Annotated in this window: 19 protein-coding genes and 1 pseudogene; all 20 read right to left on the reverse strand. The window is 30.7% G+C overall.

Going from position 1 to position 24,266, the window contains the following annotated elements:
- Positions 1–64 precede the first annotated feature (64 nt).
- Positions 65–1,642, reverse strand: a complete 1,578-nt coding sequence (locus JJD95_RS05380) for a glycine betaine ABC transporter substrate-binding protein (RefSeq protein ID WP_291641117.1) — start codon at positions 1,640–1,642, stop codon at positions 65–67.
- Positions 1,642–2,769 (reverse strand): betaine/proline/choline family ABC transporter ATP-binding protein, encoded by a 1,128-nt coding sequence (locus tag JJD95_RS05385; protein WP_291641119.1) that lies wholly within the window; start codon positions 2,767–2,769, stop codon positions 1,642–1,644. The genes JJD95_RS05380 and JJD95_RS05385 overlap by 1 nt, the downstream gene beginning before the upstream one ends.
- A 228-nt stretch (positions 2,770–2,997) precedes the next feature.
- Entirely contained in the window at positions 2,998–4,002 is a 1,005-nt protein-coding gene (locus tag JJD95_RS05390) for an LCP family protein (RefSeq protein ID WP_291641121.1), read from the reverse strand.
- A 1-nt stretch (position 4,003) separates the two neighbouring features.
- Positions 4,004–4,678, reverse strand: coding sequence for a CpsD/CapB family tyrosine-protein kinase (locus tag JJD95_RS05395; protein ID WP_291641123.1), 675 nt, complete (start codon positions 4,676–4,678; stop codon positions 4,004–4,006).
- Positions 4,672–5,358, reverse strand: a complete 687-nt coding sequence (locus JJD95_RS05400) for a Wzz/FepE/Etk N-terminal domain-containing protein (RefSeq protein ID WP_291641125.1) — start codon at positions 5,356–5,358, stop codon at positions 4,672–4,674. Before JJD95_RS05400 ends, JJD95_RS05395 begins: the two co-directional genes overlap by 7 nt.
- A gap of 34 nt (positions 5,359–5,392) precedes the next feature.
- Complete coding sequence (locus tag JJD95_RS05405; RefSeq protein WP_291641126.1) at positions 5,393–7,477, reverse strand: alginate lyase family protein; 2,085 nt, start codon at positions 7,475–7,477, stop codon at positions 5,393–5,395.
- 114 nt (positions 7,478–7,591) lie between these two features.
- Positions 7,592–9,052 carry an oligosaccharide flippase family protein gene (locus JJD95_RS05410; protein WP_291641128.1) on the reverse strand — a complete coding sequence of 487 codons (1,461 nt, stop codon included), beginning with the start codon at positions 9,050–9,052 and terminating at the stop codon, positions 7,592–7,594.
- Positions 9,049–10,080: a glycosyltransferase gene (locus tag JJD95_RS05415; protein WP_291641130.1), complete on the reverse strand. Its 1,032-nt coding sequence runs from the start codon at positions 10,078–10,080 to the stop codon at positions 9,049–9,051. The genes JJD95_RS05410 and JJD95_RS05415 overlap by 4 nt, the downstream gene beginning before the upstream one ends.
- A gap of 5 nt (positions 10,081–10,085) precedes the next feature.
- Positions 10,086–11,765 (reverse strand): hypothetical protein, encoded by a 1,680-nt coding sequence (locus JJD95_RS05420; protein ID WP_291641132.1) that lies wholly within the window; start codon positions 11,763–11,765, stop codon positions 10,086–10,088.
- 9 nt (positions 11,766–11,774) lie between these two features.
- Entirely contained in the window at positions 11,775–12,905 is a 1,131-nt protein-coding gene (locus tag JJD95_RS05425) for a sugar-transfer associated ATP-grasp domain-containing protein (RefSeq protein ID WP_291641134.1), read from the reverse strand.
- A gap of 7 nt (positions 12,906–12,912) precedes the next feature.
- Complete coding sequence (locus JJD95_RS05430; RefSeq protein ID WP_291641136.1) at positions 12,913–14,295, reverse strand: phenylacetate--CoA ligase family protein; 1,383 nt, start codon at positions 14,293–14,295, stop codon at positions 12,913–12,915.
- Between the two features lie 16 nt (positions 14,296–14,311).
- Positions 14,312–15,637, reverse strand: a complete 1,326-nt coding sequence (locus tag JJD95_RS05435) for an O-antigen ligase (RefSeq protein WP_291641137.1) — start codon at positions 15,635–15,637, stop codon at positions 14,312–14,314.
- 2 nt (positions 15,638–15,639) lie between these two features.
- Positions 15,640–16,845: a hypothetical protein gene (locus tag JJD95_RS05440; RefSeq protein ID WP_291641139.1), complete on the reverse strand. Its 1,206-nt coding sequence runs from the start codon at positions 16,843–16,845 to the stop codon at positions 15,640–15,642.
- Positions 16,842–18,023 (reverse strand): glycosyltransferase family 4 protein, encoded by a 1,182-nt coding sequence (locus JJD95_RS05445; RefSeq protein WP_291641141.1) that lies wholly within the window; start codon positions 18,021–18,023, stop codon positions 16,842–16,844. The genes JJD95_RS05440 and JJD95_RS05445 overlap by 4 nt, the downstream gene beginning before the upstream one ends.
- Positions 17,962–19,071, reverse strand: coding sequence for a glycosyltransferase (locus JJD95_RS05450; RefSeq protein ID WP_291641143.1), 1,110 nt, complete (start codon positions 19,069–19,071; stop codon positions 17,962–17,964). Before JJD95_RS05450 ends, JJD95_RS05445 begins: the two co-directional genes overlap by 62 nt.
- Before the next feature lie 2 nt (positions 19,072–19,073).
- Entirely contained in the window at positions 19,074–20,432 is a 1,359-nt protein-coding gene (locus tag JJD95_RS05455; RefSeq protein ID WP_291641144.1) for a nucleotide sugar dehydrogenase, read from the reverse strand.
- 35 nt (positions 20,433–20,467) lie between these two features.
- The gene (locus JJD95_RS05460) at positions 20,468–21,112 is read right to left on the reverse strand and encodes a sugar transferase (RefSeq protein WP_367114783.1); all 645 of its coding nucleotides are present in this window, start codon (positions 21,110–21,112) and stop codon (positions 20,468–20,470) included.
- Between the two features lie 342 nt (positions 21,113–21,454).
- Positions 21,455–22,308 (reverse strand): annotated as a pseudogene (gene galE / locus JJD95_RS05465) (UDP-glucose 4-epimerase GalE).
- Between the two features lie 270 nt (positions 22,309–22,578).
- Positions 22,579–23,220: a deoxyribose-phosphate aldolase gene (gene deoC / locus JJD95_RS05470; protein WP_291641148.1), complete on the reverse strand. Its 642-nt coding sequence runs from the start codon at positions 23,218–23,220 to the stop codon at positions 22,579–22,581.
- Between the two features lie 41 nt (positions 23,221–23,261).
- On the reverse strand, positions 23,262–24,227 hold the full coding sequence (locus JJD95_RS05475; protein WP_367114781.1) for a sugar ABC transporter substrate-binding protein: 966 nt from the start codon (positions 24,225–24,227) through the stop codon (positions 23,262–23,264).
- Positions 24,228–24,266: the final 39 nt, after the last annotated feature.

Raw genomic sequence — 24,266 nt, forward strand, 5'->3', positions numbered from 1 at the left:
AAAAAATGCTGTATTAGAATACTTATAAGTATTCTAATACAGCATTTTTTATAGATTTCCTAAATTACTTTATCAGTCCTTGTTCTTTTAAGAACTCTGTAGCAACATCCTGTGGAGACTCCTCTAACCTAGCAACTTTATAATTTAAACCTCTCATTGTTTCATCATCCATTTTACCTGCTAATTTATTTAAAACTTCTTTAAGTTCTGGATATTTATCGAGAGTTTCTTGTCTAACTAGAGGAGCTGCATAGTACGGTGGAAAGAACTTTTTATCATCCACTAATACCTTTAAATCATATCCTTTTAACAGTCCATCTGTTGAGAAGGCATTTATTACATCACTTTTTTTAGTATCTATAGCGGTATATCTTAGTCCTGCGTCTACAGCTTTAATATCTTTAAATTTCATGTTATATGTTTCTATAAGCCCTATATATCCATCCTGTCTGTTACTAAATTCTAATGTTGGCCCTATTATTAATTTATCACTTACTTTTGCAAGATCCGAATAATTTTCTATATTATATTTTTCTGCTGTGTCTTTTCTAATGGCTATTGTAAATGTGTTATTAAATCCTAAAGTATCAAGCCAAACTAACCCATATTTCTCCTTGAATTGAGTTTTTACTATGTCGTATGCCTCGTCTGGATCATTTACTGATTCTTGGTTTAATATATTAACCAGGCCAGTTCCTGTATACTCCACATACATATCAAGGTCTCCTGCTTCTAATGCAGCAAAGGCCACTGAAGTACCACCTAAATTCAATTGTCTTTCCACTTTAATGTCTGTATTTCCTTCTATCAAATCAGCTAAAATATTACCTAAAATCAATTGTTCTGTGAAATTTTTTGATCCTACAACAATTGTTTCTTCCTTAGGTTTAAACATACCAGTACCTACAACTGTACCTGCTAATATTAATACAACAACTGCTACTGCTACTTTAGAATTGATTTTTTTTCTTTTACCAACTTTCATATATCCCTCTGTATTTTTAATACCATTTGGAGATACTGCCTTCTCAATTCGGCCTACTATAAAATCAATTAGTAGTGCTAATATACATGCTGGAATAGCTCCTGCTAGAATCATATTATTATCAACAGTTTGAATACCTGCAAATACCATATAACCTAGTCCACCAGCTCCAATAAAGGCTGCAATAGTCATAAGACCTACTGCTGTAACTGCTGATATCCTTATACCTGCCATTATTATTGGCAGAGCTAAAGGTATTTGTATCATTTTAAGTATTTGTGCATTAGTCATTCCTATACCCTTTGCAGCCTCTAACATATCTGGATTTATATTATTTAGTCCTGTATAAGTGTTTTTTATAATTGGAAGAAGTGAGTATAGTACCACCATAATAATAGCTGGCTTACTACCTATTCCTAGTACTGGTATTAAAAACCCTAGAAGTGCTAAGCTCGGAACAGCCTGTATGACATTCGCTAATCCAATTATTGGCTTGGATAGTTTTTTTACTCTAGTAATAAAAATACCTAGAGGAACTCCGATAGCTATAGCGATTACAACTGCTACAACAGTTAACTGTATATGTTGTACTATTAAATCTAACAGCTGTTCATTTCTAGAAATTACGAAATCAATAAAATCAACAAATACTTTCATTAAGACTTCACCTCCATGTCAATAAACTGTTCACTAAGTATTGAAAGTAAGCTACTTCTAGTAACTAACCCTACAAGTTTTTTATCCACATTAACAACTGGAACATACCCAATATTGAACTTATTCATTGTTTCTAATATATTGATTAAATTATCAGTCTCTTTAATTGTTATAACTTCTTCTTCCATTATTTCTTCTAACTTAGAATTTTTAGTTACATCCTTTTTTATATCCTTTAATGTAACGATTCCTGATAATTTCCCATCTCTATCTGTAATTAGCAAACTATCCACTTTATTTTTTTTCATTATATCAATGCCTTGAAGTATGGTTCTTTTACAACTTATAGCTACAGGATCTTCTATCATAATATCCTTAGCCTTAATAAATTCTGGATTACTCCATATTCTGTTTTTACCTATAAACTCCTCAACATATGCACCAGCTGGATTCCTTAGAATATTTTCTGGTGTATCATATTGAACTATTTCTCCGTCTTTAAGTATACATATTCTATCTGCAAGCTTCAATGCTTCATCCATATCGTGGGTAACAAAAACAATTGTTTTCTTTACTTCCTGTTGTAAATTGAACAATTCCTCTTGAAGTTCATTTCTAGTTATAGGATCTAATGCACTAAAAGGTTCATCCATAAGTATTATATCTGGCTCTGTTGCAAAAGCTCTAGCAACTCCAATTCTTTGTTGTTGTCCACCACTTAATTGACCTGGATATCTATCCATATATTCTTCTGCATTTAATCCAACCATTTCTAATAATTCTAAAGTTCTTTTTTCAATCTTATCAACATCTAATTTTTGAAGTCTAGGAATTAGTTCTATATTTTCTTTAACTGTCATATGTGGAAATACTCCGGTTTGTTGTATTATGTACCCCATATTACGTCGTAGTTCTATGGTATCTCCATTTTCTATGTCTTTACCATCTATAAGTATTTTTCCTGATGTTATTTTAGTGAGTTTATTTATCATTTTTAATGAAGTTGTTTTCCCACATCCGCTAAGTCCTATAAAGACTACTAGTTCACCTTTATTTATTTTTAAACTCATATCTTTAATTACAACTTTATCCTTAAAGGATTTCTTTACATTTACAAATTCAATCATTTATTCTTCCCCCTACGCATTCCATTTTTTAACATATCGTTAAAGTAACATCTTAAGTGTATCATAAAGTTGTTACTTGTTCAATCTTTGGAATCCAGCTTCCTACTATTCGTTATAATAATTTCCATACTTTCCACTGTTAATCTACCAGAAGAATACAACATAAATTCTTTAACAACTATAGCTAATTCTACATCTTTTTTTTATACATAGCTGCTAGTTGCTATTTTACTTTATGTCCTCGTAAATAAATTTATGGAGTTGATCCACAGTTGCCTTCATATCAGCAACCAAATACCAAACTTTGTTAATTATCTTCCCTGTGCAGTAGCCATCCACTGGAAATCTCTCCTGATCCAAAGTCTTTATATTTGAAGTGAACACTTTTGAACCAAGCTTCATTATGTCAATACTACTCATACTTGTTTCAGTATAAGGTAGAAATTCAGAAACAATAGATGGTAATTTTCTTATCCCTAATGACTGAATTTTTGTAAACATAGATGACAAAACTGTCCTTTGTCTTTCAGTTCTTCGATAGTCACCACCTGCAGTATAACGTATTCGCGAGTATGCTACAGCCTGAAGTCCGTTTAAATTCTGCTCCCCAGGTTCAGTAACCTTTGGTACCGGTTTTTTCTCGCTAAAAGCAACTCCAATCATATAGCTGTTTAGAAAACTAATTTCATCTTTATTAACTTGTATAGTTACTCCTCCAAGAGCATCTATAATTTTCTCAAGATTAATAAAATCAACAGCAACATAATCTCTAATGTTTAAATTAAAATTCTCATTGAGAGTTCTAATTGCAAGCTGCGGCCCACCATAAGCATAAGCATGGTTAATCTTTGTGTAACCATGATTGTTAATTTTTACATAGGTATCCCTCATAATAGAGGACATTTTTATTTTCTTGTGCTTTTCATCTATAGAAATTATCATTATAGAATCTGAACGACTTGCATCATTCTTATTCGACCTATCTAACCCAAAGAAAGCAATATTTGTTATTTTAGGTATAATATTTACTTCTTCTTTTAGTGGCACTTCAGGTTCAATATTTACTTCTTCTTTTAGCGTCACTTCAGGTTTAATTCCTAAATTTTCATCGGTTTTTGATATTATTGTAGTGTTTATTTTATTAAATTGATAAAAGGTGTAACCAAGCGTTACAAAAGCACCTAGTACAATAATGATAATTACACTTAAAATTATTTTAATCCATAATTTCAATTTATTTCTCCTCACCACCATAATAATTACCATAACTTCCATTGTATTTATCCGGTATTTTGTTAATCACAACTCCTAAAATCCTGCCCCCAGTCTTTTCAATGTTTTCCTTTGCATTTAATAATTGATTTTTTTCCGTTTTCCCATAAGAAGTAACTATTATGGTTCCCTCTGCTAAGGCAGACATAATTTTAGCATCGGATATATAGAGAACCGGAGGTGTATCTATTAATACAACATCAAACTGCTCAGCAAGTTCAGTCAAAATGTCTTTGATGTTTTTGCTGCTTAAAAGCTCTGATGAATTTGGGGGCAATGGCCCAGAGGGTATAACATATAAATTCGGAATACAAGTATCAATAATAACCTCATCAACTATTTTATCTTTAATGAGTACATTTGTAAGCCCTATATTATTTGATATCAAGAATTTTTTGTGAATAGTTGGTTTTCTAAGATCACAATCCACAACAACTATTTTTTTACCACCTTTAGCCATTGATATTGCTAAATTACAAGTAATAGTACTCTTCCCTTCACCAGACGCACAAGAGGTAACAACAATGGTTTTAACTGCATCTCCAGCAAAAGAAAAACGTATATTTGTTCTAAGAACTCTAAATTGCTCTGCCACTTGAGACTTAAAGTTATTTATTGCAACAGATTTTTTCACCATATAATTCCACCCTCCCCCTTAATATCAATTAGGGAAATTGATCCAATAACAGGAAGTCCTATGATTTCAACATCTTCCTTAATTTTTATTGTATTATCCAAATACTCTAATGTGAAAGCTAAACCAACAGAAAATATAACTCCCATTAAAAACGCCATCAAAGTATTGCGAATTGGTTTAGGACTATCTGGGTTTATAGGTAGCCTCGCCTCCTCTATTAGATTAACACTATCAACTTTATAAACTTCTAAACTAACAGTTCTTAATGATTTAACAAACTGATTTGCAATATCCATAGCCTGTTTGGGATTAGGTGAGGTTACAGTGAATGTTAAAAATTGAGTCTCCTTATCTGGGATAACCTCTATCATTGATAACAAATCTGAAGCCAATAATGACTTTAAATCTAATTTTGCTATAACATCCTCTACAACGGTCCTTGATATCGCTAGTTTACTATAGGTTTTAACCATTGTTTGGTACAACATAACATCATAATAATCAGCCCCAGAGTCATCCGTCTGTGCCTCTTTACCAATTATTACAGAAGTGTCTGCCTTATACTTTGGCATAAATACATAGAAATTTAAAAGACCAATAGTAAATGTTGCAATAACAGTTATTAATATTACTAAACCAATTCGCTTTTTTAGTATATAAAAACGATCTTTTAGCTCCATTTTTTTCTCCTCTCCAAGTACTTATATATTGCTTCTATATTTGCTGCATTAGCTTACCATATCCATTAGAGACAGCTTCACCTATGATGTCATTTTCATAAAATTTACTGTTACATTTATCAATTATAATAAGATTATCAGTATTTATTATAAATTCTCTTAGTATTTTAGTATCTCTATAAGTTGCGTATAAGGTTAAATTATGGCAGTCACATTTTAAAACCTCACACACAATTTCATTTTTCCTTGAAAATATCCCTGTAAACTTACACTGTTCTGCGTCTTCTATTATGGGAACATTATGGGCTTTAACACTACGAAATTTATTTCTTATCTTAGGCTCAGGGGTATATAAATAAGTTCCTGGATCAACATAAATATCAATACCAGCAATACTTAGTTCATAGGAAAGCACATCATTATGACCGTGCCCACCGCTTCCATTTTGACCTCTTTCTCCTGCCATAACAGATAAATAAAAATTTTCACTTCTAAATATATATATTCCAAAATATGGATAATGTTTATATTGTATGTTATTTGTGTCTATTACTTCACTTGTATAATCACTAAATTGTATTTTCTGTTCAAAATTATATTTTAAAGCCGGCACCATACCTTTATTTATATTCACATCATTACAGAAGGGATCTGATTTAAGTTTTTTACCTTTGTATAAACTCACGATTATACTTTTTTCAAGACTAAATTTATCTCCTCTGCAAAATTTCTCATCTTCAAAAAATCCATTTACGGCAGAAATAAAGGTATCATGATTTAGAATATTTTCATCAAAATATATATCCTTGATTGGTTTGTTATACTTTAAATTAGTATATTTTTTAATGGCATCACTATGCGATAAGAACTCACCACTGGGACTAAATTTAAAAAACCTCCCACTATCATTGTCTCCTATCTGACATATGTTCCCATTTCGCTTTGTTATATCCACTGTAAATAAAGCAGATCTATATATTCTTTCAATGTATTCTTTTGGAAAGAATTCCTGTGAAAATACATCATAGCTTTGTTTTGATATGGGCAGTAACCTCTTAACACTATTAGATTTATATTCAATAAGCGCTTTTCTCTTAGTGGTTTTCAAAAATCCATATATAAGCGCCGTAGTATATACCAAAAGTTCACCACTTAATCTATGATAACTAGTAGACCCTTCAAAATTGCTTCCATCCTCATTAAACTGCTTAAAAGTCTCAGATATAATCTCCTGCACTGAAAATGCAAGCCATGAATCCGTCTTCTCGTCCCGTCTTAAATAAGCACCCACGAATGCTAGTCCGCAAATATCAGATAAATAATGATTGGAAGTTAATCCGTCATACCATTCAAGATTTTTCATTATAAATGATCCATGTTCATAAATGATTGCATTAAATAGTATTTTAAAATCCTCATCTAAAATGTTAAATTCGTCAAGTTGACCTAACATATCAAAAGCTATAAGCATATTAGCAGCCCTTATTGAAACATCCATGGTACATCTCCATTGCACCCCCATCCTAGGAGGATTTGCCATAATAAAATCTGATACTTGGTTCCTAAATTCTCTTAAAATAGCTTTTCTTTTATCAGGAAATAAAATAGCAAATACTGCAAGTTGTGGCAAGTGCTGAAGCCTGCCTAGTTCCCAAGGCACCTTAATATCCACACCTATTTTTTCACCTATAGGCTGATCTAAATACCATTTTTTCTGGGAGTATCTAAACCCACTTTTGAAATCCATCTGCCAGTCTATAGGAACATATTCTCTATCCATTTGATGCCAAATATTTTTCGCAAATTTTAAATGACTCATTCGGAGTACTTTATTAAGCCAATTCCCTTGTATATCAAAATTAGTTATATGCAGTGATCCCTCGTAAATATTACCATCCAGCCCTTGGCAATTCATGTCATAGGTAACATTTACATATCCACTTCCTAGTAAATCAAAACAGTGGGATAAGTACATATCACATAAGTATTCAGATGATTGCATGTTAATATTAGATAGATCAATATCACTCATATCAATATAACTAAAGTCTATATATTTAACTTTAGTTATATGAGTATCTGTCCACAAATCTATAAACCTAATAAATATATTTTTCATGATTTGATATAATTTATTTATTGTTTTTTTAACTACTTTGGATAGTGACAAGGCGTAAAGTTTTTTTAACTTATAATTATCCGTAACTGACACCACCTAAACACATTTATTCTTTTATTTAACCTCAGTTTTTCTTTTCAAAAGTCCCAGCGTATTATTATATATAAAATCCACATCAATGCATTTGATTTTCACTAATAAGTACAAATAAAATATCATTATAAATATATTAATTACAAATTCTTTTACTATACCAATATTTCTTATTGAGATTATATAATATATTCCGTATAAAGCTAGCGTTACAATCTGTACCTTGGATTGAAATTTAGTATCCAAATCAATTTTGTAATATTTATTTGATGTTTTAATAAATATTGAATTTAATACAACATATGAAATTATAGTAGATATTCCGGCACCTATAATTCCCCATGCAGGAACAAGAAAGAAATTCAAAACAATATTAAGCACAGCAGCAAATCCCATATACAAACCAATTTTGTAGGTCTTATTTTCAATTTGAAATCCCAGTGCATAATATCCTATTTTCCCATACAAAAAATATGAATATAGTATAAGTGGTACCACCTTATAAGCATTAGCAAAATCACTATTTGCAAATATCATAATGCCGAACTTACTATATATTGCAATGCCTAGCATGATAAAGCATCCTATAACATTATATTTCCTAAATAGATTCTTAAATTTCTCTTTTGCATCTACGTTTTTATAAATCTCAAACTTATAAGCTGTAAATGAGCTGAGAAATGGAGTTATGAAAATCGGATTAATAAGCATACCAAATTGATACCCAAGATTATATATGCCTGTCTGCGCAAATCCATTGAAATGTTTTATAAAATACCTATCAGATAAAGTCAAAACCCATCCAGACAAATTTACTGGTAGTAGGCCTAAGCTAAAGATCATCATACTCTTTAATAATATTTTATCTATCTCAAATTTATAATTCTTAATCTCAATTATAGTTAAAATTAGAAATACTGTGCTAGTAGCTATTAGTTGACCATACAGCACTCCCATTAATCCAATTTCCATTTTCAAAACCAAATAAATAATTATTATGAATTGCAAAGTTAATTGTGATACTTGGATAATAGAAACCTTTAATGCACTATACTCCATGCTATATTTACCGGTATATATACTGCTAATTTGGCTAAATATTGATGTTATAACTATGATGCATAATATTTTATAGCCATCTCCAAAATCGAAAATTAGCTTTGAAAGTGGACTACCTAAAGCCCACACCAAAAGAAGCATTATCCCACTAAATAAGTAAGCAAAATTTAAAGCAGTATTAACAATTTTATTTTTATTATCCTCATCCTTATAAAATCTGCAGAGGCCTGACTGAATGGATAATATTAAAAAAGAGCTAATAAACCCTGTAAAAGCTGTTATTGTAGAGATTTTTCCATATTCAATTACACCTAATTTGTTTGTATATATGGGCAGAAGCAAGAAATTAAGTCCTTGAACAAATATCTGTCCTGCAGCATATACCAAACTTATTTTTAATAATTTCTTTGAATTTATACTCATAAATTATAAACCTCTAATATTTTTTTAGCATTGTCGTCAAATACGATATTCACTATTTTATTCTTAAACTCCTCATAATTTTCTATTACCTCTATAGTTTTATTGTATAGGTCCTCCATATCTCTTGTGTTAAAAAGTATTGAGCCTTCAGGCCTTTGGCATACATCACTTGCTATTGCAGGTACATTACAATAGATAGCCTCTGCAATAGAAACACCATATCCATCACTGTTAGTTGGCCGTAAAAACAATTGGGATTTTTTTATAATAGGAAATAACTCCATTTTTTCATTAACAAATAGGAAACTTTCTAAAAGGTTCTTATCTTTTATCATAGCCTTTAATTTATTGAAATACGACCTATCATTAATTTCTGATATGCAAAATATGAGCCCTACGTCTTGTCTATTTTTAATTAGTTTTTCCACTAAATTAATACACATATCTATACCATATAAATCATTATCATCATAAAACTGTATAGATGATGCATTTGCAGATATTATAAAACTTTTACTATCTATAAAATCTAAAATATATGGCGGTATTATTGTAATATCGTCTTCTGTTGGAAATATAAAGGCTGGTATTTCATATATCGGTTTATTCACGCCTTTTTCAGAAAGGTACTCTCTATCACCTGCTTTCACACAAATAATTGCATCAAAACTATTAAGTGATTTAATAATAATATTATAATTATTATTAAATAAATCTTTACTTTCCCCATGAATTGTCAATATTTTTTTTCTTTTTTTAAACAACAATTTATTAAAAAATCCAATATAAACTTTATAATTTACACCACAAATATTATAGTGAATTAGCTTAATGTCTCTTCTAAATAAATACACAAAAGGAACATATCTAAATCTTATATTGGTTACACTCTTTATATCTTTGTTTATATTACTCAAATCCCAAACTTCATTTGGAATTCCTAAAAGGTCCAAATATTTCTTCATTCTTTTAATATATATTGAAATTCCGCCCATAGGTTCTGGATATGGTCCAACTTGGACTATCATAAAATTTATTTCCCCCTTAGACTTTTTAACATATCTAAAGTAGCTGCAGGCACATCTTTACTTGTATATTTAATATAGCCAAGTCTTTGAAGCGTAGCACAGGAACTTCTACCAATCATATAAGGTAATAATTTATTATAAACTTCCACTGTTAATCTACCAGAAGACTGCTCCCAATCCATATCCCTAAGTTCCTCTTCGGATAAGTTATTTGCACCTGTAAATACTAAAAAATATAACGTGCTTGTGATTTTATTCCAGACCTTTTTCAAGATATTTTTATTAGCCAGGGCAGGCTCTCTTTTCTGTGCCTCATAGGTAGTGATATTAGCAGTTTGTGAATATAGTTTTACAACATACTCATCATATAAATTTTTATTGATTCTATAACTTAAAGGAACTTTACACCAAAAGTTCATATATTCATAATCCCATAAGGGTAACCAATACTTATATCCAAAAAAATCATAAATTTTAACTGAATTTATCATCCTCTTAATTTGATTTTCTTCGAAATTCCATTTTTCATATAGATTTGCAGCAAATTCATTTGATGCGTAATCTTTTCTATCGAACATTTTAATTTCAGCGCATTTTAATATTTTCTTTGCAAAATCATTTTTCCATTCCTTTTTAACCGCATCAAAGTTCCACATTATATAATGATTTTTTAAAATTTCATCAACAATTTGTTTAGCACTTACATTTGGGTTATATAATTTTTTTGGTATATGTCCCCCGGAAATAAAATCTCCTGAATGTCCTGGAACAAAAATAGAGTCTTTCGGAATCAGGTTTCGTTTTTTAAGTTCTAAGACTGCTGGCCATTCTCGATCAGGTAATATTGTGCTAAGGTTATCAGCATAAGTACTAAAGTTTGCTCTCTCGTCTGAGTTATACCATTCATATGATTTCTCATTATCATAAGGAATAAAAATCCATTTATAACCTAAAAGCTTTGCAACTTCCTTGCTAACTAGACACTCAGGATTATTTACTCTTCCATAGGTAAAAGTTATAACATTACTGTAATTCAACTTCTTAAGTACTGTGGCAACAAGCCTTGAGTCATAACCCCCGCTGAGAGGCACTACTATGGTTTTTCCATTTGCATATTTAATAAGTCTATTAACAGATCTAAATAAACTGAGTTCATGCTCCTTTAATAATTCTTCCCTTGATAACTCTTCAAAATAATCCCCATGTATAAAACTATAGTATTTTGATGAATTCACCACAATATTATTTTGTTCATCAACCGCTATAGAAATTATTTCTCCTGGCCGAATTTGTTTAACCTTTTTATATAAGGTATCACTACCTGTAACATACCCAGTTACTAAGAACTCATGTTTTGAAATTTCATCAAATTCAGTCTCTTTAGTTTTATCTTTTATCCAATATGCATCATCACTTATATACGCGATATTATCAATAATCGCATAAAATAATGGATAGCTTCTATTTCTATCTGCTGCAATAAAAATAGAATTATCATGTATTTTTACTAGCCCCCAAAATCCATTAGCAGAATTAATAGTATCTTCGCATTTTGTCTTGCTAAAGAATTCTGCCAGCATTTCTTCTTCAAATAAATCTCCCTGAACAAAGGCTCTACCTCTTGCAAAAGTATTGTCCACTTTGTTCCACTTGTCTCTAAAATGTAATACCATATTGTTATTCATAATTTCCGCCTACCTTTTTAAATACTTATTAGGATCATTAATTTTAAAAGCTTCTTTTAACCCACCTAAAGCAAGTTGATAAAGGTCAAGTCCGAATTCTAAATTTGTTTCAATTGCCATGGGTCCTTTTTTTGTTAATGCTATGTCCCATCCCAAATGCGTAAACTCTGGCAACTTTTTTGCACACTCAAGTGTAAAATTCACTATCTTATTCCAATCTGAAATCATATGGCCTTTGAAAATAAAATTTGTATCTGGGTGTTTATAGAAAATTCCACCCATTTCATCAATAGCATAATTGTTGAATTCTCCTGTATTAGAATCTATTCCAAGTACAATTCCATTCTGGCAGGCATTATCGACTTCATTTCCCTGCCTACCCATCCTTAATACTGAGCATACTACTCTAACGCATCCCTTTATATTTTCAGTTGCAATCCTAAATGTATTTACGGAACTTGGATATATTTTTGTAATACTCTCATCTTGAATTATGCCTTCTTGAATTATATAATCGTTCTCCTTACCTATATTTAATAGAAATGTTTCAGTAAGTTCCACGTTATTATTATTTATATACTTTTGATTTTCCCTTAAATGAAAAACCATTATGCCATAGCCACCTTCGCCGTCTACTGGTTTTATAAATATTTTTTTGCACTGTTCCCTTGTAAGTTCCAATTTAATTGCATGAAAATCCATCTTTTTTAAATCTCTTGTACGGATTTCACCCTTAATCAGTTTACATATAGTTCGTGGTTGAGAAATATCCACACTTCTGAATAATTGTTCTAAAATGTTTTTATCCATTAGAAGTACTGAATATTTGTCACCATCGTAATATGGCAAATATATATTATAGAAGAAAAACTCTGGTATATAATTAACTAGTTCATTTTTAGTAATCTGCACACTTTTTTTATATAAATCATATCTAAAGTAATGAAGTGGATAAATACCCCAGAACCTCTTACAAATATCTACCTCTGTTTTAATTTGCCCTTTACTCTTCTTGTCCTTGCAATCTTTATACCTTTTAATAGCACTTTTCATTCTTGGGTTTTTACTTCTGAATATTACTATATGTTTAAGTTGTCTTAGTTTTACTCCTATATAAGTCTCCTTAAAACTAGTATTCATAATAAACTCACCTCGACTTTATATTTTGAACTAAGTATCTGAATTTACCTGTCACTGACTTTTCGATTTGATCTATAAACCTTAACTCAATGTCAAATCTTTGATAAAACCTTTTAAAATCTCTAATCACACAGTTTTCATCATCCTTGGTAAACTCGCTTTTACGCTGAATATATAACACAACTGATCCAGGCTCATTTTGTACATATTGATATAGAAATATTTTATGGGATACATTCCATAGCGCATCATCAGAACAAGTAAAAGTTACTTTCGAACCCGACTTATCAATAAAATAATCTTGCTCTCTTCCCCCTATTTTTTTAATCAACTTATAGTTCCGTTTGCATGCGCATTTTTTATTGCTATTAATTGCGATATCACCTGTCCTATATCTAATAAAAGGAAATGCATAATTATTGAATCCTGTACATACTACTTCCCCTGCTTCATCTTCCTTTAAGGCATCAAATCCATTTTTATTAATCAACTCTGTGTATCCATATTCACTCTGTAGATGATAGTAATTGCTCACTTCACACTCGCCTGCAAGGCAGCTATGTTCAGTATGGCCATAGAAACTATACACCTTTGTATTAAATGACTTCTCCAGCTTTTTTCTCTGAAAATCATAAATGTTTTCCGAGGCACATATTATTGCTTTTAGATTCGTTATTCTTATATTTAATTTGTTAGCTATTATATAATTAGATAATAAACCTATAGCTGAAGGGTATGCTTGTATGAAATCAGGGTTAAAATCTATCATCCTTCTAATGTAACTATTCATTTTTCCTTCTATTAAATTAAAAGAAGATAATATTAGATTTTTACCAATGTATTCATAATCCCCGTCTTTAGGTATATTTCCCCGAAGTATGACCATTTTGTAGCTTTTACCTTTGTCATAGCCTATTCTTGACCATAGATTTGCAGTATAAGCGCACTCTACTTCCCACTCTCTATGTTTATCTTGGTAGAATCCCATAGGAATTCCTGTGGTTCCCCCTGTTGTTACATAATCCAATTTTTCTTTGTTATACTTTCTAGAAACTAAATCATCTGTGTTATTACGAATTATATCCTTAGTTAAATAAGGTATCTTCTTTAAATCATCAAAACTTTGGATATCTTCTGGCTTTATATTGTTTTCATTAAATAATCTGGTGTAGTAAGGTACGTTCTCATAGGAATATTTTATTATTCCTTTAATTTTTTTTAATTGATATTCACTATGCTGCACTTCACTCCACCACTCTGAATTCTTTAAAAATTTATAAGTACTGTTGAATGTTCGTCCATATTTATAAGCATCTGGCAATGAATTATAAGCATTAAATATTGGTGCTTTGATTATATTAGGCATTTTCTTTATAAGCTGTTTTATCACTAATTACCCCCTTAAATTACTCCAATAAATAATCATGTGTTATTTCATCTTTCGCAAATAACAATCCAAATAGTATAAAATAATATATGTATATAACAATTTCATAGGTTTGATTAGGATTAAAATTAACACATATTAAATTACCTATAAATAACATGATAATAAATAATCTCTCCATTTTTCCACTATATTTTTTTATTAACATATAAATTAAACAGATATTAAAAATAACAAATAATATGAAAATTATTATGCCTTCCTCTACAATCATATTTAGAAACTGAGAATGTATCACCAAATCATCACTTAGTCCTAATTTACTCATTGCGTAATCATTATATTGTCCATGACCAGTCCCGAAAAAAGGTGTAGAAAAAAAGGTTTTTATAGCTATAGTAAACTGTGTAAATCTATCATACTGGGTTTCTCCTCTTTGCAAAAAAAAGATATATATAATTTCAGTATAATAATTTAAATAAACATATATCCCTACCCCTAAAGCGCCAATAGTGGTTGCTATATTTTTTATAATGCCTTTGATATCACTTTCCCCTGAGAAAAGTATAAAAATAATCACTTCTACAAATATTGCTAAATATGCAATTCTCGTAAAGGTAAAGATAACAAATAAAATATCAGCTAAAATTAAGCTAAAATTTAATATGTTTTTATCTTTATTATATTTATATAAAAGTAGAGGAAATAATATTGCTCCAAGATTACCTCCACCATTGTCACCTATTACAAATCCAGATACTCTTATTCCTACATATAGCTCTGTTATCTGTTGGCTTGAATCTTTAAAATTGATAAGAACTCTACCAGTTATAAATTGTAACAAGCCTAACGTCGCATTCATTATGCTAAATACAGAAACAACACTAATAATAGTTTTATTTTTGTAATTAAATTTTCTTAAAACCAAAAAAAATATTAGAATTAACTCAACATTAAAATAAGTAAACAAATATAACGAATATGATTCAGCAGAATACATATTTATAAGCATTGGCTCAATTAATATATATATATTAATTAGAGATAAGCAAATAAGCATAATAATATTTTTTTTATCCACACTCTTTTTTATAAGCCTCTTTTTATACATAATATAAAAAGTATATAAATAAGTTAGAAGTAATATTGTAAGAATACCAATTTCAATATTATAAGAGCCTATATCTAATTTTATTAAAACTAAATTAAATATGGAGCACAGAATAATAAGAAATAGCAAAAGCTTTTCTGTGATTTCTTTATAAAAAGAGTTCTTCACTATATTTTCTACCATGCACAAGTAGATCCCACATATAATAATTGAACCCGCAAGTATTGTTTTCATATCTATAGCTCCTTATATATTGAAATGATTTTTTTAATATTTCTATCCCATCCGTAGTGTTCCTGAATTAATAGCTCAAATTTCCCCTCATTCACTCTTATTTCGTTAACTCTATTTCTTATACTATAAGTTTCATCTTCATAAATGCATACATTATATCTATCATTTATCTCATCTATATCCCCAATATTACGACTAATAAAAACAGGTAGATTGCAATTTATATACTCAGCAAATTTTGTTGGGCTGGAAACAATATTTACATTATTATAATCTCTAAGAAGGATGGCACAATCCGCAGCACTTAAATATTTGTATACTTCATTATGAGAAACGGACCTAATTAAGTACTTAGATTTAGAAGCCTTATATTTGCTTAAAGCTGTTTCGAATACCTCACTATCCCTAGTAAGTATTAAAAAGAATGCATCCTTTATACTTTCACTTATCTTAATAAAAGCGTTTACCAGATCACCTGGTTTCTGGTAGCTTTGTCCTCCACCACAATATGCAACAATGAATTTATCTTCAAGATTAAGTTCTGATCTAATGCACTCCCTTTGCTTCAAATCGAATGCATTTTTACTAGCCTCTATGCAGGTTGGGATTACTGTAACATTACAATCGACTCTATGTTTATTGCTTAAATATTCCTTTAATTTTTTAGAGACACACAATATATAATCTGATTTTTTACATACATTAGATTGAATACTATTTATTTTAAGTATAAGTATCCTAAGCACCATCTTGTATATAATGCCTTTGTCCTTATGCCGCATTAAATATTCATCAATGACAGCCCCTCTAATATCTGAGATTACTTTTATATTAAAGTGACTTTTTAGTTTTGACTTTACCTTTAAACCAATAAAACTACCAAAGAGACCTCTGCAATGAATAATTATCTTTTCATCCTGTATACCCTGGTCACTCACTAAATTAATTACATTAATTAAATCACTAATCAACTTTTTTCTTATAAAAAAGTCGAACTTTTTATTTTTTTGAAGGGATATAATCTTTAGATTATCATAATTTTTATTATTATCTATTTTATGTTTATATTCTTTTGAGCCTATATTTATGTCACAATTTACAAGTGTAACCGTAAGATTAGCTTCACTTAGCAAGGCACAATAGGTATATATCTGGGAGTCGTACACGCTGCAATTTACACCATCATAATTAATATAATAAATAATCATAACCCCTTATATACCTCCTGAAGTCTCATAATATAATCCTCAATACTATAATTCGAAATAAGGTGTTTATATGCATTTTCTTCAATTTCATGAACTTCATCTCTATTTTCATAAACATATTTCATAGACTTTAATAAATTCCCAGTGTTCCGCTCCTCAAGTAATATTCCATTATATTTATTACGTATAAGTTCTGGTATCCCCCCTATATTTGTAGATATAACAATCTTTTTCATAGCCATTGCTTCTAATATAGTAAGTGGAAGACCCTCCCTTTTAGAAGGTAATATAAATGAGTCAAATATATTTAACCAGTTGTATACATCCACCCTATATCCCATAAAATAAATTACCGATGACAAATTGTATTTGATTGCAAGTCTAACTAAGTTTTCTCTTTCTATGCCTTCCCCAACTATAACTAGAATTGAATTAGTATATTCCTTATGGAATAAATCAAAGGTTTCTATAAGTAAATCTATTCCTTTTACATCTATTAATCTCCCAATATATCCGAAAACATAAGGTTCAACTGGTATACTATTTATAACTTTAAAATCCATATTACAAGTAATATGGATTTTATTAAATTCACTAAAATTAAAACTATTAGGTAGCGCAACGACTTTCGAACCGCCACATTTACTATTATATTTACAATAAAATTCTTTAACTTTTTTTGAACAAGCCACTGTTAAATCATATTTATTTCTAAAAAATCTATCAATTATCCTTAATATAGATCTTGTTTTTAGCCAATCATATTCTACGTGAATATGCGATATCACTGGAATATCCAAATTAACACTTGCAAGTTTTGCTGCTATAGATGCGCGAACATCATGTGCATGTATTAAATTTATATTTTCACTTTTTATTAATTTTTTAAGCTTTAAAACCTCTATAATATTCAGTTTACCTATATTAGTTTTAAAGCTTTCAATGCCCTCTCTCTCAAAATATCCCTTCAGCTCATCTCCTGCACATACTACTATTGGAAGGAAATTTTCACTTTCTAAATTTGTACAAATATCTAATGCCACCTTTTCAGCGCCATTTAGTGTTTTAGTTGATAATAGATGCATGACTTTACATACCATTTTAAACCCATCCTTACTAATAATCTTTATTGAACTCATATATATAAATATACTTTTTAACCATTCTATTTTTATCATATTCCTCTAAAATACTAGCTCTAACTCTATTCACAAATTCAGTATCCAGAATAATATTATTTGAGGCGATATGCTTAATTTCGTGTATAAATTCACTCAAGTCATTTGCTATATAACCATTAAAATTATGCCTCACAACATCTTTATTACCCATAACGTTTGTTACTATCGATGGTTTTCCTATATACATTGCCTCAAGGAGTGAAATCGGTAGCCCTTCCCATCGCGACGTCAAAACAAAGATATCTATATCTATAAGTTCTTTTATAACCTGTTTTCTCTCAGTCCAACCAGTAATTTTTATATTATCTGCTGTTAGTTTTTCCATTAACTCACCATCACCTATCCAAAGAAAATCATAGTGTTTAAAATACTTTGCTATTTCATTAAATAACTCTGGATTTTTTTGATGACAAATTCTACCTACAGTAGCTATCTTAAGCTTTTTACGTTTATTATTAATTTTGCTACGGAATTCATTTAAATTATTTTCACTCATAATTTCATCTATTTTATTTGTATCAATTCCATTATTAATCTTTATACATTGTTTTGATATTTTCAGCGCCTCATCAAATTCTCCTTTGGAGCAAGCTACGATATACCCGCCAAGCTTACTTGCAAACCACTCGAGTCCATAAAATATTCTCCTCTTAAATTTTGATTCATTGATCTGGAGGAACGAAAATCCATGTGGATTATAAAAGACTTTATCCATATCAAACCTATTTGCAAAACATGCAAGCCTTCCTAAAAATCCAGCTTTAGATGAGTGTAAATGAATAATATCTGGATGCTCCGCCTTTAAGATTTTTTTAAGTTGGATCAAAGACCTTATATTCTCACGTGGATTTAACCCTCTACACATATTAGTTTCAATAAATCTAATTTTAGGATTAAAATCATCCACAAAGTTTTCTGGTGTCCGTTTTCTTAATGAGTAAATAATTACTACTTCATAGTCCTCAGAAGCAGCATTACAGAGGTCATGTAATAATGAATATACTCCAGCTGCAAAAGATTCAACAACATAAACTACTTTTTTCATAATTATATTCTCCAATACACAAAGCCGAATTTTAGTGCTTCTTCTCTATCAATAGCTGCTTTTACATCTATACACACCGGAGAATCATTCATTTTTTTCGCCATGCCGTAAACATCACTAAAATCTATACCCTGCTGTTTTGTAATGATTAATACTGCATCAGCTCCATTTAACGCATCATTTTGAGTTGACTTCTTAAACTTATACTCCTCTTGTACCATAGGATCAAATGCACTTATATTAGCCCCTCTCTCTATAAGCAACTTACATATATCCACGCTAGGGCTATTCCTATCATCGTTAGAATAATCTTTCATAGCAATCCCTAGCACTGCTACTTTAGAGCCTTTAAGTTTTTTACCTACTTGCTTTAGTAGTTCTTCTGTTTTATCAACTATAAACTCTGGCACTCGCGCATTTTTATCCCTAGCAAGTTTCAATAAACCCATATTTAATCCAAATTCTTCAGCCTTTGGCGCTAGATAATGATAAGCATTAGGAATACAGTACCCTCCTACGCCTGCCCCAGGGGTTAATAAATTCACCCTCTTATGAGTATTGGAGAGTTTAATTACTTCATTTATATCTATACCTAAAGCCTCCGTAAATCTAGCAAATTCTTGTGACATAGCTATATTAACGTCTCTTTGAATATTTTCAAAAACTTTTGCAGTTTCAACTTCTTTGATACCACTTGCTGCAATTACTTCAGCCATGCAAACTACGCCGAGTAGATCTATAGCCCTATATAAACTAGCCTTATTTACCCCTCCAACTAATGTAACCATATTTGCAAACTCTTCAAATGCATTTCCTTCAGCTATACGCTCTGACGCATAGGCTAGATAGAAATCTATGCCCGCTTTCATACCCGATTCACTCTCAAGTATAGGTAACACAAAGTCTTCAGTAGTTCCCGGAATAACTGTACTTCTTATAATAACTAAATCATCTTTTTTTATATTTCTTCCTATATTTCTGCATGCATACTCCAAATAGTCCATTATAAAGTCACCGTTTTTAATAGGTATTCCCACAGTTACTATAATATTGTTACAACCTCTAACTGCTTTTCCTGCATCTGTAGTAGCTAAGTATCTTCTTTCCTTTAGCTTACTTTGTAATATTTCCACTATAGTTATGCCATGGAATTTTTCAAGATGATGTGTTATACCTTTATTTATATTTTCAACGAGTACATCATCTACATCTACCCCCACAACCGAACAGCCCCTTAAGGCAAAACTTAAAGCAAGTGGCAGTCCTACAAATCCTTGACCAAATATACATACTTTTGTATTGATTTCATTAAGCGTTTTACTTTCATTTAAATCTCTTAAAGCATATAATCTATCTTCCATAATATTTTTCTCCCTATTTTAGTACTCTAAATTTTCTATTTAGCTCCAACCTTTTTATACACAACCCACACAGTCTTTGCAATAATCACCATGTCCCCTAAAAAATTTCTTGTATCTATATAATCCATATCAAATTTAACTCTTTCCTCATAGGTCGTATTGCTCCTACCGTTAACTTGCCAATTCCCTGTAAGACCTGGCTTAATAGTTAATAACTTATCTCCATAGACCCCATACTTTTCTAGTTCCTTCACAACTATTGGCCTTGGCCCCACAACACTCATTTCGCCCTTAATAATATTAATTAACTGTGGTAGCTCATCCAAACTTGATTGCCTCAGAAATTTACCCACTTTTGTTATTCTAGGGTCATCTTCAAATTTAAAATTCTCTTCAAATTCCATTTTCTTTTCTTCAGGCATATTATTTAGTATTTGCTGCGCATTAACCACCATAGTTCTGAATTTATAAACTTTTATTATCTTCCCGTCTCTTCCTAAGCGTTCATGCTTAAAAAAAATGCTGCCTGGAGAGTCTAATTTAACTAATACAGCTATTACTAAATAAAGAGGTGAAATCACTATAACCGCAATTATAGAAGCTATTACATCAAAGCATCTTTTTAAAATTCCATACATACGTTTTGTTTGTTTCTTGATTTCTAACCCTTCTATATCCATTGAATTTTTTACACTATTCATTAAACTCTCCTTTACGGTTCGAATGAATGATACCTATTAACGTAAAAATGCCCAAATACAGGATATATTTCAACGTTTCCCATTGAGCATTGCTAATTGTTATTGTGTAATTATAATTAATTGTTTGTATCTTATCCTATGGCATGTTCTCAACAATGGTTACTTCTATTTTGACGCACAAAAAAACATCCAATCCTTTTATTTAAGAAATAAGGAGGTAACAAAAGCGGAGAAAACTTTATGTTACATAAAATCAAATAATAAAAAAATGCTGTTATAAAATACTTTATCAGTCCTTGTAGATGAGTTCACAGTTATAACTCAATCGATTTCGTATCCATTTGGATTATTAACTTGAAAACGCCAAGCATCTAGGCACATGTCCTCAATGTCCTTTGTAGAAAACCAATTTAGGATTTCATTTGCCTTAGTTGGATTTGCATAACATTCACCAATATCTCAAGGTCTACTACATGTATATAATCTCTAACACCTGTTCCATCGTGGGTTTCATAATCATTACCAAAAACATTTAATATTTCTCTTTTCCCAGCAGCAACTTGAGTAATATATGGCATTAAATTATTCGGTGTGCCATTTGGATTCTCTCCGATTCTACCACTGTCATGTGCTCCTATTGGATTAAAGTATCTTAATAGTGCAATGCTCCAATTATTATCGGATATATAAACATCCCTAAGAATTTGTTCTATCATTAATTTGGTATGGCCATAAGGATTAGTAGCACTTAAAGGCGAATCTTCACAAATAGGCACACTCTTTGCTATTCCATATACTGTTGCGGAAGAACTGAACACCATTTTTAATACATTAAACTTCTTCATAACTTTACAGAGCATTAGTGTTCCTGTAATATTATTATGATAGTATGAAATAGGAACCTGCACAGATTCACCTACTGCTTTTAGTCCAGCAAAATGGATTACAGCTTCAACTTTATTTTCAGAAAAAACACTTTCAAGTGCAGTCTCTTCTAAAATATCAAGTTCATAAAACACTAATTTTTTATTTGTTATTTCTTGTATTCGCTTTAATGATTCTGGTTTACTATTGGAGAAATTATCAACTACAATGATTTCATAACCTGCATTTAATAGTTCTACGCAGGCATGACTTCCGATATATCCCGCCCCTCCAGCAACTAAAATTTTCATTTAATTACCCCTTTCATATACATTCAAAATATAGTCGCCCATTTTAATTTCTCTCTCTATAAGTATTCACTTTTATTTATAACGTTACAATATATGAATTTTTAAATCTTCTTACATAATAATAATTATTATTAAATAACTAGATTTCTAATAATGCTCATCTTACTACATAAATTAATATGCTAGTCTAATTACAGGCGAAAAAAAAGAACCATGATTTAAAAATCACGGTTCTCTTATACTTTTATTAGAAACAACACAGTAGTATATCTACTCAGTAACTATTTTTATTGATGCACTAGCACCAATTCTTGATGCTCCTGCATTGATCATTTTAAGTGCATCAGCCTTTGTTCTAATTCCGCCTGAGGCCTTAACGCCAATATCTTTTCCTACTATTTTCCTCATCAGTTCTACATCATCGCTTGTTGCTCCGCCTGTTGAAAAACCAGTTGATGTTTTAACAAAGTCTGCCCCTGCCTCAACAGAAAGTTCACAAGCTTTAACCTTTTCATCATTTGTTAGAATACAGGTTTCAAGAATAACTTTTACTATTGCAGAACCAGATGCATCAACAACAGCTTTAATGTCCTTAAATACAAAATCAAAGTTTTTTTCTTTTAATGCGCCAACATTGATAACCATATCAACTTCTTGTGCACCATTTTCAACAGCTGATTTCGCTTCGTATGCCTTTGCTTCTGTGGCCATTGCTCCTAAAGGAAAACCAACAACAACACAAACTTTAACATCTGAACCTTTAAGCTCCTTACTTACTACTTTTGTAAAACATGTATTAATACAAACAGATGCAAAATTATAATCTTTAGCTTCTTCGCAAAGCCTTATAACTTCACTTGTTGTTGCATCTGCTTTAAGTATTGTGTGGTCAATGTACTTATTTAAAATCATAAAATACCCCTTTCTGTTTATATCTAGCAAAATTCAGTTTATTAGTCCCTAGTTTTTAAAGTATCAACATTCTCTTTAGTTACTAACTGGTTATCAAGTTGAATTACTTCTTCAACTGTTTTTTTATTAAGAACGTCTAGAGCAATTATAAGCCCCTCTTTTCCCAAGAAGAATGGAGGTTCAGCAATTGTTGCTTCTAGCTCACCAGATTTTATTTTCTCAATTGCAGGGTCGATAGCATCACAACTAATAACAGTGATTTCATCTAATCTACCAGCAGCTGATATAGCCTCAATTACCCCAAGTCCCATTTCATCGTTTGCAGCATATACTGCATCAATTTTTGGGTTAGCTTGTAAAATATTTTCCATTACTGACATTGCCTTTGCTCTATCAAAGTCAGCAGCTTGCGTTGCTACCTTTTTAAGGTTTGAAGCAGTCGCAATTGTGTCATTGAAACCTTTTGATCTTTCTTGTGCTACATTTGTACCCATAATACCTTGAATTTCAACTACATTAACTTCTTTGTTTTCCTTAAAAGTATCAATCAAATAGTTTCCAGCAATTGTACCAGACTTAATTGCATTGTATCCAATATGAGAGGCAACCTCTCCACCGTTAGCTTTACGATCCATTGTAATTACCGGAATGCCTGCATCATTACACTCTTCTATTGCAGCAACAATTGCATCTGAATCAGTGGGATCGATAATGATTGCATCTACCCCTTTTTGCAATAAATTTTCTACATCAGCAACCTGCGTTGCAGAATTGTTTTGGGCATCAGTTACAATTAATGTTACTCCATTATCGTCTGCTGCCTTTTGTACTCCATCCTTTACGTCAACAAAGAATGGATTACTTTGCGTATTCATCGATAGCCCAATTACAATTTTATCTGTGCTCTTTTCGCTTTCTGTATTTTCTTTTGCACCGCACCCTGTAAATGCTGTTGCTGTTAATGCCAGGCACATAACTAAAGTAAGGTTTTTAAAAGTCTTTTTCATTTTTATATTCCTCCTAAAATTTTATTTACTACTCATCTT

It is taken from the genome of Clostridium sp. (genome assembly GCF_016650035.1).
Lineage (GTDB): Bacteria > Bacillota > Clostridia > Clostridiales > Clostridiaceae > Clostridium_AD.